The organism is Streptantibioticus silvisoli (assembly GCF_027947535.2).
Classification (GTDB): Bacteria; Actinomycetota; Actinomycetes; order Streptomycetales; family Streptomycetaceae; genus Streptantibioticus_C; species Streptantibioticus_C silvisoli.
Window position 1 is genome coordinate 1 of the sequence record NZ_JAAGKO020000100.1, and the last position, 15,828, is coordinate 15,828.

Consider the following 15,828-nt stretch of genomic DNA (forward strand, 5'->3'; position numbering starts at 1 on the left):
CCGGCGCCCACCGAGATCTACACAATCGTAGTCGTCGGCAGCGTCAGATGTGTATACGTGACAGGCGTTGACGTGATAGGGGCGGAGAGCTTGTCGGGAGCGGGGGGCGGCGCGGGCAGGGTGCTGGCCGGGCGGTACCGGGTGGTCGGGTTGCTGGGCCGGGGCGGGATGGGGACCGTCTACCGGGCGGTCGACGAGGTGCTGGGCCGGGAGGTGGCGGTCAAGGAACTGCGGGCGTTCACCGACGCCTCCGCCGCCGAACTGGCCGATCTGTGCGGCCGGATGCGGCGCGAGGCGCGGGCTGCGGCGCGCGTGCGGCACACCGGGGTGATCGCGGTGCACGACGTGGTCGAGCACGACGGGCTCCCGGTGATCGTCATGGAATGGGTCGACGGCCCCTCCCTCGACGACGTGTTGCGGGACCACGGAGCGCTCGACCCGCGGGAGGCCGCCCGGATCGGTGCGAAGGTCGCCGAGGCGCTGGCCGCCGCGCACGACGCCGGGGTGCTGCACCGGGACGTCAAGCCGGGCAACGTGCTGCTGGCCGGGGACGGCCGCGTCGTGCTGACCGACTTCGGCATCGCCACCGTCGACGAGCACACGCCGTCGCCGCTGACGATGAGCGGGCAACTGGTCGGGTCGCTGGACTTCCTGTCGCCGGAGCGGGCTCAGGGGCACACGCCCGGGCCGGCGTCGGACGTGTGGTCGCTCGGGGCGATGCTGTTCGCGGCGGTCGAGGGGACGTCCCCGTTCGGGCGGGCCGGCGCGCCGGCCACCCTGCGCGCCATCGCCGAGGACCCGCTGCCGCCGACGCACCGGGCCGGGTCGCTGACGCCGGTGCTGCGGGCGTTGCTGGCGAAGGATCCGCAGGCCAGGCCGGACGCACGGCAGGCGGGCGAGCGGCTGGCGTCGTTCGCGAACACGGCCCGGCAGGCGCCGCCCGGCGCGATGACGGCACCGGCGATCGCGGCCGAGCCGCCCACCGTTCCGCAGGCGGAACCGGCGCGGGGGCCCTTCGCGCCGGCCACGCCGCCGTTCGCCCACCGTCCCGCCCGGCCGGCGCCCCCGGTGCCCGCGCCCGGCTGGCGCCCGCCGCCGATGACCGGGACCGGGGCCGGGCCGGGGCAGGAGGCGGCGACGCTGCGGCTGGTGGACGGCAACGGGCGACGGCGTGCGGCGATCGGGGTGACGGTCGCCGCGATCGTGCTGGTCGGCGGCGGAGTGACGTGGGCGGTGTCCGGCGGTTCGGGCGGGAACGCACCGGGCCACCCGCTCGCCGGCCCGAGCATGACGGCCTCGGCGGGCCCGGCGGCCTCGACCGGTTCGGCGGGGTCACCGGTCACGGCCTCCTCGTCGACCCCGAACCGGCCCCGGGCGGCGCACGCGACGACCGGCCCTTCGGCGCCCGGCGCGTCCGGCGGGCCGCACGGGTCGGACCGGAGCAACTCCGGTACCGGCAACGGTGGTTCGGGCTCCGCGACGCACGGCGGCTCACAGCCGGCGCCGACGGCCGCCCCGAAGCCCAAGCCCCGGCCGGCGCCGACCAAGCCGCCCGCGAAGCCGAAACCGGCGCCCGGCGCGTCGTGCACCTACTACTCCGGGACCGCCACCACCCAGTACGGCGACACCGGTGCACGGGTGAAGGAGGTGCAGTGCATCCTGCTGGCCCGGGGCTACAGCGTCGGATCCGGTGGAATGGACGGCCAGTTCGGCAAGGACACCAAGGCGGGGGTGGAGGCGTTCCAGAAGAGCGAGCACCTCGAAGTCGACGGCCAGGTGGGCCCGTTGACCTGGTCGGCCCTGCGCCGCTGACGCCTTCCCGCCCGCGTCCCACCCGCATCGCACCCGCATCCGCACCCCCATCGCACCCGCACCCGCACCCGCATCGCATCCGCATCCGCACCCGGACCGCGCCCGGCGCGTTCCTCTCCGGGACGTGACCGCACTCCGCGGAGTCCGCTTCGGGTGCCACGGGCCACCGCCGTCCACCCGGCCGCCGTCCGGGGCGGTCGTCGGACGGCGGGGGCGGCGTCCGACGTCAGGCGGTCGCCAGGTGACCGCCTCTCACCCCGAACCGACCGCCGGGGTCGCGGCGCTGCGCAGGGGGACGCCGCGGAAGGCCTGGAGGACGATGAGGATCGCGCCGGCGGTGACGCACTGGTCGGCGAGGTTGAAGATGCCGCCGTGGCCTACGCGTATGAAGTCCAGGACGGCGCCGCGGCCGAGGCCGGGGGTACGGAAGAGGCGGTCGGCGAGGTTGCCGCCGGCGCCGGCGAAGATCAGGCCCAGGGCGACGGCCCAGCCGGTGGACCGCACGGCCGATGCCACCCGGGCGATGAACGCGAGGGCGACCGCCGCGATGGCGGTGAAGATCAGCGTCGCGTGCGGCGCGAAGGAGCCGGCCGCGCCGGAGTTGCGGAACACGGTGAACTGCACGGCACCGCCGAACAGGTCCACCGGCGGGCGGCCTTCGACGGTGGCGGCGGCGATCGCCTTCGTCACCTGGTCCACCGCGAGCCCGGCCGCCGCCGTCCCCCACAGCAGGTACGTCCGCCGCACCGCCCACCTCCCCGTCCCGGTCCGCCCCGAGCCTACGCCCGCAGCCCCGGCGCACGGTGCGGCGTTCACGTCCCTCTCCGCCGCGCGGACCTCACCCCCAGCCCCCGCGCCGCAGACACCGTCCCGGGAGCCCTCACCCCGGAGCCCCCGCGCCGCAGACCCCACCCCGGAAACCCCGCCCCCGAAAACCCCACCCCGGCAGACCTCACCCCACCCCGGAAGCCCCGAACCCTTTTACGCGCAGGCGGGGCACAGTCCGCGGTAGGTGACCTCCGCCTCGGACACCGTGAAGCCGAACCGTTCCTGCGCCGGGAGGTCGGCCAGCGGGTCGCCGGTGGGGTGGACGTCGCGGATCATGCCGCAGGAGGCGCACACCAAGTGCTGGTGCGGGTGGTGCGCGTTGGGGTCGTAGCGCTTGGCGCGGCCGTCGGTGGAGACCTCGATCACCTCGCCCAGGGAGACGAGTTCGCCCAGGGTGTTGTAGACGGTCGCCCGGGAGATCTCGGGCAGCAGCCGGGCCGAGCGGGCATGCACCTCGTCCGCCGTCAGATGCGTGTGGTCGCCGTCGAGGACCTGCGCGACGACGCGCCGCTGCGAGGTCATCCGCCAGCCGCGCGCCCGCAGTCGCTCCAGCAGGTCACTCATACCGGCTCACCCGATTCAGGTTCGGTGGGATTGCCCGGAGTTCACCAAGAGTCCGGGTTCCGACTGGATATGGGTTTGGCATCCATCTTGACTGAGACTCTGTCCATCGTAGGATCGGTTCCGGCGATAGCCAAGGGACGGGAAGACCCCGGTACGGCAGGAGACAGAGACGTTACGTGACCACCGCCGAGGAAACGTGCGGCGCCGGCCTGCGGGCGCCGGCCGTCCGCGTCGCACCGCTCGTGACCGTCCGGGACGGTGACCACCCGGCCGCCGAGGCCGTCGCCTCCCGGGTGCGCGACCACGTGGCCCGCGTCTCCCCCGGCGTCACGCCCGGAGCCGCCTTCGTGCGTCGAACCCGCCGTACGCCCGCCCCGCACGCCGGGCGCGGCACCGGACGCACGTCCGGAACCCGCCGCACGCACGGCGCCCGCCGCACATCCACCGCGGCCGGACTCCCCCGCCGTTCCACCGCCCGGCGCCCACCGTTCGACCGCTCACCGTTCAACTGCCCGACGTTCGACCGCTCACCGCTCCACCGCCCGACGTTCCACCGCTCACCGCTCCACGATCCACCGCTCCACCACCCGCAGTTCGTCAGCACCGTGATCCGCCTGGTCCGGAAGGATTCCCATGACTGAGAACCATGACGCAATCGTCGTAGACGCGAAGACGGAGAGCGGAGGTGGCTGCCCGGTCGCGCACGAGCGCGCCCCGCATCCGACTCAGGGCGGCGGCAACCGCCAGTGGTGGGCGGACCGGCTCAACCTGAAGATCCTGGCCAAGAACCCCGCCGTGGCCAACCCGCTGGGCGGCGACTTCGACTACGCCGAGGCGTTCAAGAGCCTCGACCTGGCCGCTGTGAAGCAGGACATCGCCGAGACGCTGACCACCTCGCAGGACTGGTGGCCGGCCGACTACGGCCACTACGGGCCGTTCATCATCCGGATGGCGTGGCACAGCGCGGGCACCTACCGCATCAGCGACGGCCGCGGCGGTGCCGGGGCCGGCCAGCAGCGTTTCGCGCCGCTCAACAGCTGGCCGGACAACGCGAACCTCGACAAGGCGCGCCGCCTGCTGTGGCCGGTGAAGAAGAAGTACGGCCAGAGCCTGTCGTGGGCCGACCTGATGGTCCTGGCCGGCAACGTGGCGCTGGAGTCGATGGGCTTCACCACCTTCGGGTTCGGCGGCGGCCGTGAGGACGTCTGGGAGCCGGAGGAGGACGTCTACTGGGGTCCCGAGACCACCTGGCTCGACGACCAGCGCTACACCGGCGACCGCGAGCTGGAGAACCCGCTCGGCGCGGTCCAGATGGGCCTCATCTACGTCAACCCCGAGGGCCCGAACGGCAACCCGGACCCGCTGGCCGCGGCCCGCGACATCCGTGAGACGTTCCGCCGGATGGCGATGAACGACGAGGAGACCGTCGCGCTGGTCGCGGGCGGCCACACCTTCGGCAAGACCCACGGCGCGGGCCCGGCGGACAACGTCGGCCCGGACCCCGAGGCCGCCTCCCTGGAGGAGCAGGGCCTGGGCTGGCGCAACTCCTTCGGCACCGGCAAGGGCGGCGACACGATCACCAGCGGCCTCGAGGGCGCGTGGACGAACACCCCGGTCACCTGGGACAACAGCTTCTTCGAGATCCTGTTCGGCTACGAGTGGGAGCTGAGCAAGAGCCCGGCCGGCGCGCACCAGTGGAAGCCGAAGGACGGCGGCGGGGCGGGCACCGTTCCCGACGCCCACGACGCGTCGGCGACCCACGCCCCGACGATGCTCACGACCGACCTCGCGCTGCGCACGGACCCGGCGTACGAGCAGATCTCGCGGCGCTTCCTCGACAACCCGGCGGAGTTCGCGGACGCCTTCGCGCGGGCGTGGTTCAAGCTGACCCACCGCGACATGGGCCCGGTCGTGCGCTACCTCGGCCCGGAGGTCCCCGCCGAGACCCTGCTGTGGCAGGACCCGCTGCCCGCCGTGACGCACGAACTCGTCGACGCCGCGGACGTCGCCGCCCTGAAGGAGCAGGTCCTCGCCTCAGGCCTGTCGGTCTCCCAGCTGGTGTCCACCGCCTGGGCCTCGGCCTCCTCCTTCCGCGGCAGTGACAAGCGCGGCGGTGCCAACGGCGCCCGCGTCCGCCTCGCCCCGCAGAGCGGGTGGGAGGTCAACGACCCCGACGAGCTGGCGACCGCGCTACGCGCCCTGGAAGGCGTCCAGGACGCCTTCAACTCCGCGCAGACCGGCGGCAAGCGGGTCTCGCTGGCCGACCTGATCGTGCTGGCCGGCGCCGCGGGTGTCGAACGGGCCGCCAAGGACGCCGGGTTCGACGTCGAGGTCCCCTTCACGCCGGGCCGTGCGGACGCGTCGCAGGAGGAGACCGACGCGGAGTCGTTCGCCGCGCTGGAGCCGACCGCCGACGGGTTCCGCAACTACCTCGGGAAGGGCAACCGGCTGCCGGCCGAGTACCTCCTGATCGACCGGGCGAACCTGCTGACCCTGAGCGCGCCCGAGCTGACGGTCCTCGTCGGCGGTCTGCGCGTGCTGGGCGCGAACGCCCAGCAGTCGACGGTCGGTGTCCTCACCTCGACCCCCGGGACGCTGACCAACGACTTCTTCGTCAACCTGCTCGACCTGGGCACGGCGTGGAAGGCGGCGTCCGACGACGCGAACACCTTCGAGGGCCGCGACACCGCCACCGGCGAGGTGAAGTGGACCGGCAGCCGCGCCGACCTGGTCTTCGGCTCCAACTCCGAGCTGCGCGCGCTGGCGGAGGTCTACGCGAGCGATGACGCGAAGGAGAAGTTCGTGACGGACTTCGTCGCGGCCTGGGCCAAGGTCATGGACCTCGACCGGTTCGACCTCGTCTGACGCGTTCCGATGTCGTCCGACGCGTGACGTCCGGGCCGGCCGGTCCACACCGGCCGGCCCGGACATCCCCGCGCGACGGGCGGGGGCCCGTTCATCCCCCGTGACGGGCGGGCCCGTTCATCCGTTACAGCGCCGCCACGACCTGCGCCGACGTCAGCGGCAGGGAGAACATCGGGAAGTCGTAGGCGATGGCGTTGTCGTGCTCCTCCGGGGAGGTCGCGGCGACGCAGTCGGTGAGGGTGATGACCCGGAAACCGTGCTCGTAGCCGGTGCGCATGGTCGACTCCACGCAGCAGTTGGTGAGGAAGCCGCCCAGGATGATGGTGTCGATGCCCTTGCCGCGCAGGATGAAGTCCAGGTTCGTGCTGGCGAAGGTGTCCAGTCCGCGCTTGCCCTCGATGACGATGTCGCCGTCGGCCGGGGCCAGTTCGTCGACGATGGCCGCGCCCCACGAGCCCTTCACGAACGCGTTGCCGTCCACGACGCCCTTGAGGATGCCGTAGGGGTGCCGGCTCAGTTCGGCGTAGCCCTCCGCGAACATGATGGGCGCGTGCATGACCGGTACGCCGGCCCGCCGCGCCGCCTCCACCACCGTGACGGTGTTGGCCAGCATGCCGGTCCGCTTCATCACCTCGGCGACCGCCGGGTGCAGCACACCGCCGTCGCTGGTGAACTCGTTCTGGTACTCGATCAGCACGAGTGCGGTCCTGGCCGGGTCGAGTTGGAGCATGTCGGTCATGGCGACACCTCGGCTTTCGCGTCTGCGCAATGGGTCACGGCGCTGCCAAGCTAACAGTTCGTCAGACGCGACGGGCGGGTATCGGGCGGGCCCGACGGGTGAACGCCGCGCGCCCGTGCGGGGGTTCGCCCCCTCACGCACGGGCGCCGGTCGCGGTCACGCGTCCGTGGTGAGGACCGGCAGGTAGCCGCTGGAGTGGCCGGTGGCAGTGGGGTGGTAGGACTCCCACGTCGGCAGGGCCACGTCGTGCAGGTAGTTGTCGCCGGAGCACAGCTCGTGGCCGGCGAAGGTCGTCCGTACGTCGCCGAACGTGAAGCCGTGGGCGTGGGCACGGGTGGCGGTGGTGGTGTCGAGCAGGTCGGCGGCCTGGTCGATGGCCTGGTGCTTGGTGGCGCTGAGGCCGATGCAGAAGACGTTGAGCTTGTAGATGTCCGGGTAGCCCAGGACGACGACGCGGGCGGACGGGGCCTTCGCCCGGATCGCGCTGTACACACTGTCGAGCCGGCTGGGCAGCGTGTCGCGGATGTAGCTCTCGGCCGTCGCGATACGGCTGACGCAGCTGCTGTCGGAGTCGGTGAGGCAGGCCGTCATGACGTCGGAGAAGCCGGCGTCGTTGCCGCCGATGGTGATGCTGACCAGCGCGGTCGACGCGCTGAGGCCGCCGAGCTGGCTGTTGATCACGTCGGTGGTGATGGCGCCGGAGCAGGCGGCGAAGGTGAACGAGGACGGCTTGTGCGCGGCGGCCCACAGGGCGGGGTACGCACTGTCGCTGCGGTGGCAGTCGCCGCTGGAGCTGATGTAGTCACCCGCGCCGTTGCCGGCCGAGTAGGAGTCCCCCAGCGCGACGTATCCACCGGTGCTGGCGGCCTGCGCCGAACCGGTGCCGCAGACGGCGAGTACGAGGGCGAACGCGAGCGTGGCGATGGCGGACAAGGGTCCTCTGGGTCTCAACGAATCCTCCAACGGCGGTGTGGCCGAAGCCATTTGGCGATGAATACCCCATTGGGGGGTGTGCCCATGCCGATCCACGGAGGAAGTGCCGGTCCCGCCGGGGGAGTTCGCCGACGCGGGGGCTTGCGTCGCTGACGTGACGTCACGTTCGTTGTTTGCTGCGGCGGTTGGCGCACGCCGTGCGGTGACTGCTCAGGCTTCGGGTCACCCTGCTGGCGGTATCGCTGACACGCCGTCATGGACGTTTGGCGCTACGACTGGTTGGCGTGCGGTGCCGGATAACTCCCGCAGGCCGTGGCCGTGTTGCCGGCAGGCGGCCAATCAACTACTGCGGGCCGCGTCGCGTTGTTGGCGGTCGGCGGGGTCGGCACGCACCGCCCCAACGGCTCCTGCCGCGCCGCCCGTTCGCCTCTACCGGCCGTCGGGCTCCGCGGCCCGGGCGGGTCGGGCGGCTGCCCAGCCCGCTTCGACGAAGGCGAAGACCTCGTCGATGGTGCGGGCGGCGTCGCCGGCTGATGTCCAACGCCGTCGGCGCCGGCGAACAGGGCTGGCTGGCGGGCGGGGTCTCCTCGATCGGCTCCGCGATCCAGCTGACGGCCCCCCTGCTGGCGGGCTGGCTCTACATGGGCGCGGGCCACGCCACCCCTTACACGCTCGGCTTCCTCATGATCGCCGCCGCGGCCGTCCTGCTCGGCCGCGGCATCCGCGCCCCCGCCGCCGCCTGACCCGGACCACGGCACCGGGCGGCGCGGTGCGTACCGCTCTCGCCGGTGGACCGGTCCCCGGGGGCGGTCACGCCGACGGGGGCGGCGGCGCCTGTTCCGCGGCACCGGTCCTCGGGTTCGAGCACGCCGACGGGGGCGGTGGCGCCTGGACCGCGGCACCGTTCCTCGGGGTTCGGTCACGCCGCGCCTGCGCCACGGCACCGGGCGGCGCGGCGCGTACCGCTCTCGCCGACGGGCCGGTCCCCGGGGGTGGGTCACGCTGTCGAGGCCGGCGGCGCCTGTTCCGCGGCCGTCCTCAGGACCACCGGTACTCGCTCACCGCGCCGCCGGTGACGGTGACCGTGCCGTGCGGGGTGTCGGTGTCGCGCCAGACGGTGTACTCGTCGGCGGTCAGCGGGGAGATGACGAGGCAGTGGATGACGCCGTCGGGCAGGTGGCGGGGGCGGACCGCGGCGTGCGTGCGGTGGCCGGGGTCGGAGACCGGGCTGACCTCGATCTCCCTGCCGTCGTGTTCGGGGCCGGTGTGGATGACGACGGCGCCGGTGTGCTCGCCGATGTCCAGGACGACGCTGCCCGCCGGCGAGGGGGCGTGGGTGTGGTGGTGGATGGCGGACTCCGTTCGCGTGGGATCGCCGGCGGCGCCGCGCCCGGGGTGCGGCGCCGCCGGCGTTCGGGGGCGGTCAGTTCGGCGGGTAGTGGTAACCGTCGTACGGCACGCCGAGGTAGGGGAAGGTGGTGAGGTAGGGGTTGGTGACGTCCGCGGGGGTGAGCCCGTCGGTGACGGCGTTGGCCGCGGCGTCGGGGGTGAAGGTCGGGTCGACCAGCGGCAGGGTGGCGCCGGCGATGGCCCGCAGTTCCACGGTGACCACGTCGTCGAAGACGCGGCGGCCGTTGGGGAACCCGGCCGGGTCGCCACCGATCAGGCCCAGGATGTTGGGGCTGGCGGTCGGCGGGATGGCGGTGTTGAGCCGGAGCATGTCGGCCTGGGTGGTGCCGGTGTTGTTCTGGAACCCGGGCACGACGCCCTTGGGAATGCCGGTCAGCAGGATCGCCAGCAGGTCGGCCCGGGACTTGCCGCTCCTGTTGTAGGCGTCGAGGTGCGGGAAGACGCCCGGGTACAGGCCCGGCAGCAGCGCCGCCAGCTCCGGGTGGGCCACGTAGGTGGCGAAGCGCTTGTCGTCGCTCGGCGGCAGCGCGTTCCAGTGGTCCTTCTCGCCCAGGGGCACCAGGACCTCGTTGAACAGCGGGTTGCCCAGCCGGGAGACCTGCACGAACGGGCCGTGCTCGGAGTCCTCGCCGCGGCCGTCCTGGATGATCCTGGCCTGGCGGCGGCTGGCCGTGGTCCACACGCCGATGGTGGCGCGCGGGTCCATGGCGTCCCGGCTGCGGCGGCCGTCGCGGGTCAGCTCGCTGATCGGGACCTGGAGCGCGAGGGTGTGGACGTTGAGTTCCTTGGTGGTGTTCACGCCGGGGGCCGGCTGGGTGAACACGCTCATGCCGTACTGGTTGTGCAGGTTCTGGAACGGCCGCAGGTCGCCCAGGTCGAAGATGGCGCCGAGGTCGACGTAGAAGCCCTCGGCGCGCTGGCCGGCGAAGACCTTGCGGCCGCGGCCGACCGGGTGCACCGCCTGCCGGGCCAGCGCCGGGTAGTCGGGGGTGGACAGCGGGCCGATGTTGCACGGCGGGCTGGTCAGGTCCCGGCCCAGCTCGGTGCGGCGGCCGTCGTAGTCGACCCGGGTGAGGCGGTAGGTCTGGTACCGGTTCCAGTTGCGCGAGTCCAGGGTGCGGATCGGCCCGGTGTTGTACAGGAAACAGCCCGGGGTGCGCATCCGGGTGGTGAAGCGGAACTGGTAGCTGACGTCGGCACGTCCGTCACCGTCGTTGTCGATGTGGATCTCGTAGAGCACGTCGTCGCCGAACTCGTAGAAGTTCGGTCCGCCCGCCGGGTTCTGCAGCGGGATGTAGTTGGCGATCAGCGTGACGGTGTCGGGCGCGTCCGGGCTGACGAACGCGTAGACGTCCGTGCTGTCGGCGACCGGGTCCTTGGAGATCTCCGGTGCTTCGCGGTGGGAGGACATCAGCGGGCCTCACTGCTCGGGGAGTTGAACGGCGGGGTGGTGGCCGCCGGGGGCGGGGCGGCGGCGGTCACCGGGCGTGCCGGAGGATGGCGGCGGCCAACTCCCGGTCGGTGACCTGGTAGTGGCGCTCACCGTGGTAGAAGTCGAGTGCTCCGGCGGCCGCGTCCTGGACGTGGACCACGAACGGCTCGTGAGCGGCGGCCACTTCACCGGCACCGGACGCCACGGCTCCGGCCGGCACGGCGGCCTGCGCCGCGGTGGCGTTCAGCACGACGCCGGCCGCCAGCCCGGCCGCGCCCAGCTGCGCCGCGTTCTTCATCAGCCCGCGACGGTCGAGACCGGACCGGGGAACCGCCGCTGACTCAGGGGTTACTGCGGACATCGTCACTCCTGCGACTGATCGGAGAGGCACGACCGCTCCTCTCGGAGATGTGTTCGGAAAACGCCGAGGAAAACGGGACGGCGATCCGTCGGAACATCTGAGGAACCGATCGCCGAATGCATCGACGGAATCCGGTACGGCAACGGATTCACCGCCCATCGGACACTGATGCCCGGCCCTCGACCATGGCAGAGGAAATCAGGACCTCACCGGAGTGAAGTCTCCCCGTGCCCCGCAGTCAAGAGGGCGCGACGGTCGTGTCGCCGCCGGATTTTCTTCCCCTGAGCGGTGTTGGCGCAGTTCAAGGCCGGTTTGGTTAGGCCATGAGAAGGAGATTCCCCGCCGGACCAATCCATCGCGCATTTCGCCGCGAACGCAGGACGGCAGCGAATCACCGGGAGGCGAAGAAGCCGTTACAGCGAATTACCGACCGGCCCAGCCGTCATCGGTAATCACGGTCGCGCAAGACCGTACGACCAATGACCCGCCGCACGGAAAATCGACGGCGCGGCGGGTCCATTTCGGCATGCGGGAATTCGTGGGGGGTGCGGTGGCGGGCGGAGAGATGCGGTGGCGGGCGGGGGCCTTGGGGTGCTGTGGCGGGCGGAGGCGCGCTGGAGGGTTGCGGGCAGGCTCGGGCGGAGGGGTGCGGTGGCGGGCGGGGGTCTGGGGTGCGGTGGGGGGTGGAGGGGTGCGATGGCGGGCGGGGGCCTGGGGTGCCGTGGCGGGCGGGGGCCTGCGTGCGTGCGGGCGAACGGCTGCGGGCGTGCCTGGCGCGGCGGCATGCGGGGCGTGGGACGGGACCGCACCGCTCGGCCGGGGGCCGCGCCGGCCGCACGGAGGCCGGGGCCGCTCAGGCAGGGCGCACACCGCCCGGGCAGGCGTCAGGCCCCGCTCGGCGAGCGGGGCCTGACGTCACGGGCGCTGGGCCGGTTCTACGACCAGTAGCCCCTGTGCCACTGCTTGGACCAGTGGCCGGGGGTCCACCGCCGGGACATCGAGCCGCGGTGCCAGCGGTGGTGGTTGTCCCAGTAGCCGTTGTGCCACTGGTTGCGCCAGGACCCCGCGTGCCACTGCCTGGTCCAGTGACCGGGATGCCAGACCCTGTGGTGCCCACTCTGGCTGATGCTGCTGGGTGCGTGGGCCGGAGCGGCCGACGCGTCCGTGGCGGTGGTCAGCGCCGCGCCGCCGGCGAGGAACATGCCGGCGGTGGCGATGGCCAGAAATCGTTTCGCACGCACTGCCATGAGTCGTGACCTCCAGAATGTGAACACGGCGACCCGGCGTCGAGACGACGCGGCACGGATACGGCGGGAAACAACCGGGACAACGATGTCGGCCAAGCCCGCGCCAACACTCCGCGAACCTGCGACCGACGCCCCGCGAACCCGCGACCGACGCTCGACCCGTTGACCGTTATGGCCCGAAATGACCACGAGACAGAACGTTAGCGCGGCCATCCGGGGGTCGCGAGTCGACGGGGATCGGGGCCGGGGGGCCGCTCCACGGAGGCGAGGACCGCGGAGGCGGAGGTCGCGAGGGCCCCGGGAGGCCACGGAGGTCGCGGCGGCCGCCGGAGCGCCAGGCTGCGGGGGAACGCCGGACGGCGGGGCGCCGGGCCACCCGGGCACGGGGGAACGCCGGACCGCGGGTGCGCGGGCCACCCGGGCCGGGGGCGTCCGCGCGGCGGGGAACGTGGCGGAGCCGGGGCCGGTGGACCCGACGACCCGCGGGCCGTGAGCGGCCGGCGGCGGAGCGCGGCGCCCCGGTTCGCGGCGAGGACGAGGCTTCACGTCACGCGACGATCCTGGCGCATACGTCCCGTTTGTAGGCCGATCGGGTGAACTGACGCAACCCCACCCGTCGATCGGACGTTGCGTCGCGAAGGTCCATCACAGGGGCGGATCGCATCGAGCCGTCCCATCGCGCAAGGAAAGGTCATCGACATGGCACGCATCACCCGTCTCGCCACCGTTGCGGCTCTCGCCGGAGTCACGATCCTCGGCGGCGCCACCATCGCCTCCGCCGACAGCGGCGCCGTCGGAACGGCGATCGGCTCCCCCGGCGTCCTGTCGGGCAACGTCATCCAGATCCCGGTCAACGTCCCCATCAACGTCTGCGGCAACAGCATCAACGTCATCGGCCTGCTCAACCCGACCTTCGGCAACACCTGCCTCAACGGCTGACCTCCGCGGACAGCGGCCCGAACCGGCGGACTCCGCCGCGGCGTTGAAGCGCGCACGGAACCCGCCGGAGGAACCGGACCGCTGAAGGCGCCGGCTCCCCCGAAGTGACCGCGCCGCCGAAGGGACCGGGCCGCCAACGACGCCGGCCCGGTCCCGCCCGCCGGTTCCGGCGCGGAACGCTTTCGGCGGATCGCGGTGGGGCGGCGGGCGTTCGGCGGCAGTGGACGGTGAAGGGACGTTGAAGCGGAATCACGCGTGGGCGGGCGGCCGGGGCACGCGGCGATCCGGGGGCGACGCCACCCCTGCGTCGAGGTCCACCCGGACGAGGCCGGGCCCCTTCCTGCGGGGTCTGCTCCGGCGCCCCCGGTCCGGCCGCCCGACCGGCGAGATCGTCCCCCGCCAGCAACGGCCCGCGACCGTGGACTTCCGCCGGATCGTCACGGCAGCCTCGGACGCCTTCCACGTCCCCCAACATCCTTGCGGCGTACGGGAGTCGGGCGGCCGGGGTACGGCGATCGCCGGAGGCGAGAATCACCGGAGAAGCAGAGACGGCACTGGTGTGATCATGCGCCTAGTCAAGACGCCAATGATCACGCCAAGGGTGTGAGGGTCAGCCACAGTTGCACGATGCCGTCCGCGGCGACCGCCCAGGTGGCTGCCCCAGCCCCGATCGGACTTCCAGGCGTGCCCGACGGCGCGTGCGGACCGCTGCCTCCAGCTCACCGACGCGCACGTGGTCATGCGCGGGCCGACCCACGTTGAGCTGGCTCCCCCGACTCCGGCCCGCCCGCGCGTTGGGTCAGCAGCGATCCCCCCAGCGTGCCGGCCACACCCGCCACCGCGATGATCACAGAACCGAGATCCACCGAACCCCCTCAAGGCCGTTTGCAGTTCCATCAGCGCTGTCGGCTGATCAACTGTCAAGCCTTCCGTCCCACCGCACCGGCGAGTACGCGTCCACCGGCCCGCTACCTCTGCGGTGCGGGGCCGCGGCTCGGGTCACCGCGGCGGCGGGTCCCCGCGCTTCCACCGCGGACCCGATCCACCCGTCTGCGGACCCGATCCACCCGTCCGGGGCGCCCCGGAACAACGAGCCGGCGCGGCGGCCGTGACCGCTTCGGGGTGAGCGGCGTTGACGTGGCAGGCGCGGGGGCCAAGGACGTCCGCGTGGCCGGTATGAGCGGGGCGCGGGGGCGCGGCGAAGCCGTCAGGGTTGTGCGTCCGTTTCCAGGGCAGGCGACCGCCGGAGCCACGGCGGCCGTGAACGGCTCGCGTGCGAGTTCCGGCGGCCGTGGTCCGGCCGGGCCCCGGCAGCCCCTCGCTGGGCCGACCCCTGTGCCGCGTATTGCGCTTCGGCGGCACTCGATGTGAGGAATGAGCGATATTGCGGCAGCAGCAGCGTCACCCGCAGGCCCGGCGACGGAAGTCCGGCGGCGGGATCGCCGTGCGGATCTTCTCCGGGGGCGGGAGCCCCACCGCCGGCCCCGAGAATCCCCCCGCGCTGGAGTCTCTGCTGCGCGGCACCGCCGCCGGTGACGCCGACGCCTTCGCCGGTGTCTACGACGCGGTCGCCGGGCCGGTGCTCGGTCTGGTGCGCCGTGTCCTGGGCGATCCGGCGCGGTCCGAGGAGGTCGCCCAGCAGGTCCTGCTCGACGTCTGGCGCCACGCCGCCCGCTTCGACCCCGCCGAGGGCGGGGCGCGGGCCTGGATCATGGCCCTCGCGCACCGGCACGCCGTCGAACGCCTCCGGTGCACCGCAACGGCCGCCGCAACGGCCGCCGGGCGTGACCGTACCGCCGGGGACGACGACCGGCTCGTCCGGCACGACGCCGTCCTGAAGGGCACCGCCGGATTCCCCGTCCCGGCCGGCCACGCCGCCGACGGGCGGACGGAACCCGACGAGCTGGGCCGGTGCCTCGGCTCCCTCAGCAGCTCCCAGCGCGACCTCGTCGTCCTGGTCTACTACCGCGGCCACACCTGCCGACAGGCGGCGGAACGGCTCGGGATCGCACTCGGCACCGCCGGCGCCCGCCTGCGCGACGGCCTCCTCCAACTGCGCGAGAGCCTCACCGCCGAGGTCCCCCACCCCCAGGTGACGCACTCCTGAGCGGTGCGACCTCCTACGTTCGCCGGTACGACACATCGCCGGTACGACAAGCTCCACGGAAGCGAGCAACCAGGCAGGCAGACCCTAGCCCGGTCCTTCGCCTTCGGGGCCGGCGGAACGCGAGCGTCCGGCCGCCGACAAGCGGAAGCGGCCGGTGGCCAGCAGGCGGCGCCACGCCGAGTGGCCGCGGTGTCGCCGGTCCAGGTCGGGCAGGCTGTCCAGGATCTGGCGGCGCAAGGGTGCACGGAGTGGTTCGGCGGCGGCCACGGCGAGCCGGGCGGCGGTCTCGCGGAATTCGGCCACTTCGCGGGCGCAGTCCGGGCACTGCGTCAAGTGGGCTTTCACGGACGGGAGTTCGTCGTCGGGCACCGCGTCCAGGGCGTACGCGCCGGTGGCGTGGTGCGCTGCCTGGGCCCGGACCACGCGGACCACTCCCTTCCTGGGCCCATCGCTGGGGGGTGGGCGCGCCGCGGACCGGTGAAGGCGCGGTCGGCGGGCGGGGGCCTGCGAGGCGCGATCTCCGGCGACGGCGGCCGGGGGCCCACCCGGTGGCGGCCGCTCGGGCACCCCTGGCGTGCTCGGCGGCGCCCC

At 73.2% G+C, this 15,828-nt stretch carries 14 protein-coding genes; 6 read left to right on the plus strand and 8 right to left on the minus strand.

Features of this window, described 5'->3' with window-relative positions; translation table 11 throughout:
* The first annotated feature begins 57 nt into the window (after positions 1-57).
* The gene (locus POF43_RS33490; RefSeq protein WP_282704940.1) at positions 58-1,812 is read left to right on the plus strand and encodes a protein kinase domain-containing protein; all 1,755 of its coding nucleotides are present in this window, start codon (positions 58-60) and stop codon (positions 1,810-1,812) included.
* Between the two features lie 252 nt (positions 1,813-2,064).
* On the opposite strand, the gene POF43_RS33495 is transcribed toward POF43_RS33490, so the two are convergent.
* Positions 2,065-2,559 carry a signal peptidase II gene (locus POF43_RS33495; protein WP_271325696.1) on the minus strand — a complete coding sequence of 165 codons (495 nt, stop codon included), beginning with the start codon at positions 2,557-2,559 and terminating at the stop codon, positions 2,065-2,067.
* 234 nt (positions 2,560-2,793) lie between these two features.
* Positions 2,794-3,204: a Fur family transcriptional regulator gene (locus POF43_RS33500; protein ID WP_271315662.1), complete on the minus strand. Its 411-nt coding sequence runs from the start codon at positions 3,202-3,204 to the stop codon at positions 2,794-2,796.
* A gap of 176 nt (positions 3,205-3,380) precedes the next feature.
* On the opposite strand from POF43_RS33500, the gene POF43_RS33505 reads away from it, so the two are divergent.
* Together POF43_RS33505 and katG are read left to right on the plus strand one after the other, a co-directional pair.
* Positions 3,381-3,845, plus strand: a complete 465-nt coding sequence (locus POF43_RS33505; protein ID WP_271324409.1) for a hypothetical protein — start codon at positions 3,381-3,383, stop codon at positions 3,843-3,845.
* Positions 3,838-6,069 carry a catalase/peroxidase HPI gene (katG, locus tag POF43_RS33510; RefSeq protein ID WP_271324410.1) on the plus strand — a complete coding sequence of 744 codons (2,232 nt, stop codon included), beginning with the start codon at positions 3,838-3,840 and terminating at the stop codon, positions 6,067-6,069. The genes POF43_RS33505 and katG overlap by 8 nt, the downstream gene beginning before the upstream one ends.
* A gap of 124 nt (positions 6,070-6,193) precedes the next feature.
* Here the strand turns inward: katG and POF43_RS33515 are convergent, their stop codons facing one another.
* On the minus strand, positions 6,194-6,808 hold the full coding sequence (locus POF43_RS33515; protein ID WP_271324411.1) for a cysteine hydrolase family protein: 615 nt from the start codon (positions 6,806-6,808) through the stop codon (positions 6,194-6,196).
* Between the two features lie 156 nt (positions 6,809-6,964).
* Positions 6,965-7,741, minus strand: coding sequence for an SGNH/GDSL hydrolase family protein (locus POF43_RS33520; RefSeq protein WP_303659879.1), 777 nt, complete (start codon positions 7,739-7,741; stop codon positions 6,965-6,967).
* A 533-nt stretch (positions 7,742-8,274) separates the two neighbouring features.
* Between POF43_RS33520 and POF43_RS33525 the strand changes: the two genes are divergently transcribed.
* Positions 8,275-8,484 (plus strand): hypothetical protein, encoded by a 210-nt coding sequence (locus POF43_RS33525; protein WP_271324412.1) that lies wholly within the window; start codon positions 8,275-8,277, stop codon positions 8,482-8,484.
* A gap of 680 nt (positions 8,485-9,164) precedes the next feature.
* Here POF43_RS33525 and POF43_RS33530 read toward each other — a convergent pair.
* The 3 genes from POF43_RS33530 to POF43_RS33540 all read right to left on the minus strand — a co-directional run bounded on the left by POF43_RS33530 (position 9,165) and on the right by POF43_RS33540 (position 12,191).
* Positions 9,165-10,562: a DUF4331 domain-containing protein gene (locus POF43_RS33530; protein WP_271324413.1), complete on the minus strand. Its 1,398-nt coding sequence runs from the start codon at positions 10,560-10,562 to the stop codon at positions 9,165-9,167.
* 67 nt (positions 10,563-10,629) lie between these two features.
* Positions 10,630-10,881 (minus strand): hypothetical protein, encoded by a 252-nt coding sequence (locus POF43_RS33535; RefSeq protein ID WP_271318851.1) that lies wholly within the window; start codon positions 10,879-10,881, stop codon positions 10,630-10,632.
* Positions 10,882-11,879: 998 nt separating this feature from the next.
* A complete protein-coding gene (locus POF43_RS33540) occupies positions 11,880-12,191 on the minus strand; it encodes a hypothetical protein (protein WP_271316474.1) in 312 nt (103 codons plus the stop codon).
* 699 nt (positions 12,192-12,890) lie between these two features.
* Between POF43_RS33540 and POF43_RS33545 the strand changes: the two genes are divergently transcribed.
* Together POF43_RS33545 and POF43_RS33550 are read left to right on the plus strand one after the other, a co-directional pair.
* On the plus strand, positions 12,891-13,130 hold the full coding sequence (locus POF43_RS33545; RefSeq protein ID WP_271316475.1) for a chaplin: 240 nt from the start codon (positions 12,891-12,893) through the stop codon (positions 13,128-13,130).
* Positions 13,131-14,514: 1,384 nt separating this feature from the next.
* Positions 14,515-15,237, plus strand: coding sequence for a sigma-70 family RNA polymerase sigma factor (locus POF43_RS33550; RefSeq protein ID WP_443732117.1), 723 nt, complete (start codon positions 14,515-14,517; stop codon positions 15,235-15,237).
* 84 nt (positions 15,238-15,321) lie between these two features.
* Here POF43_RS33550 and POF43_RS33555 read toward each other — a convergent pair whose 3' ends face one another.
* Positions 15,322-15,660, minus strand: coding sequence for an RskA family anti-sigma factor (locus POF43_RS33555; protein ID WP_271324719.1), 339 nt, complete (start codon positions 15,658-15,660; stop codon positions 15,322-15,324).
* Positions 15,661-15,828 lie beyond the last annotated feature (168 nt).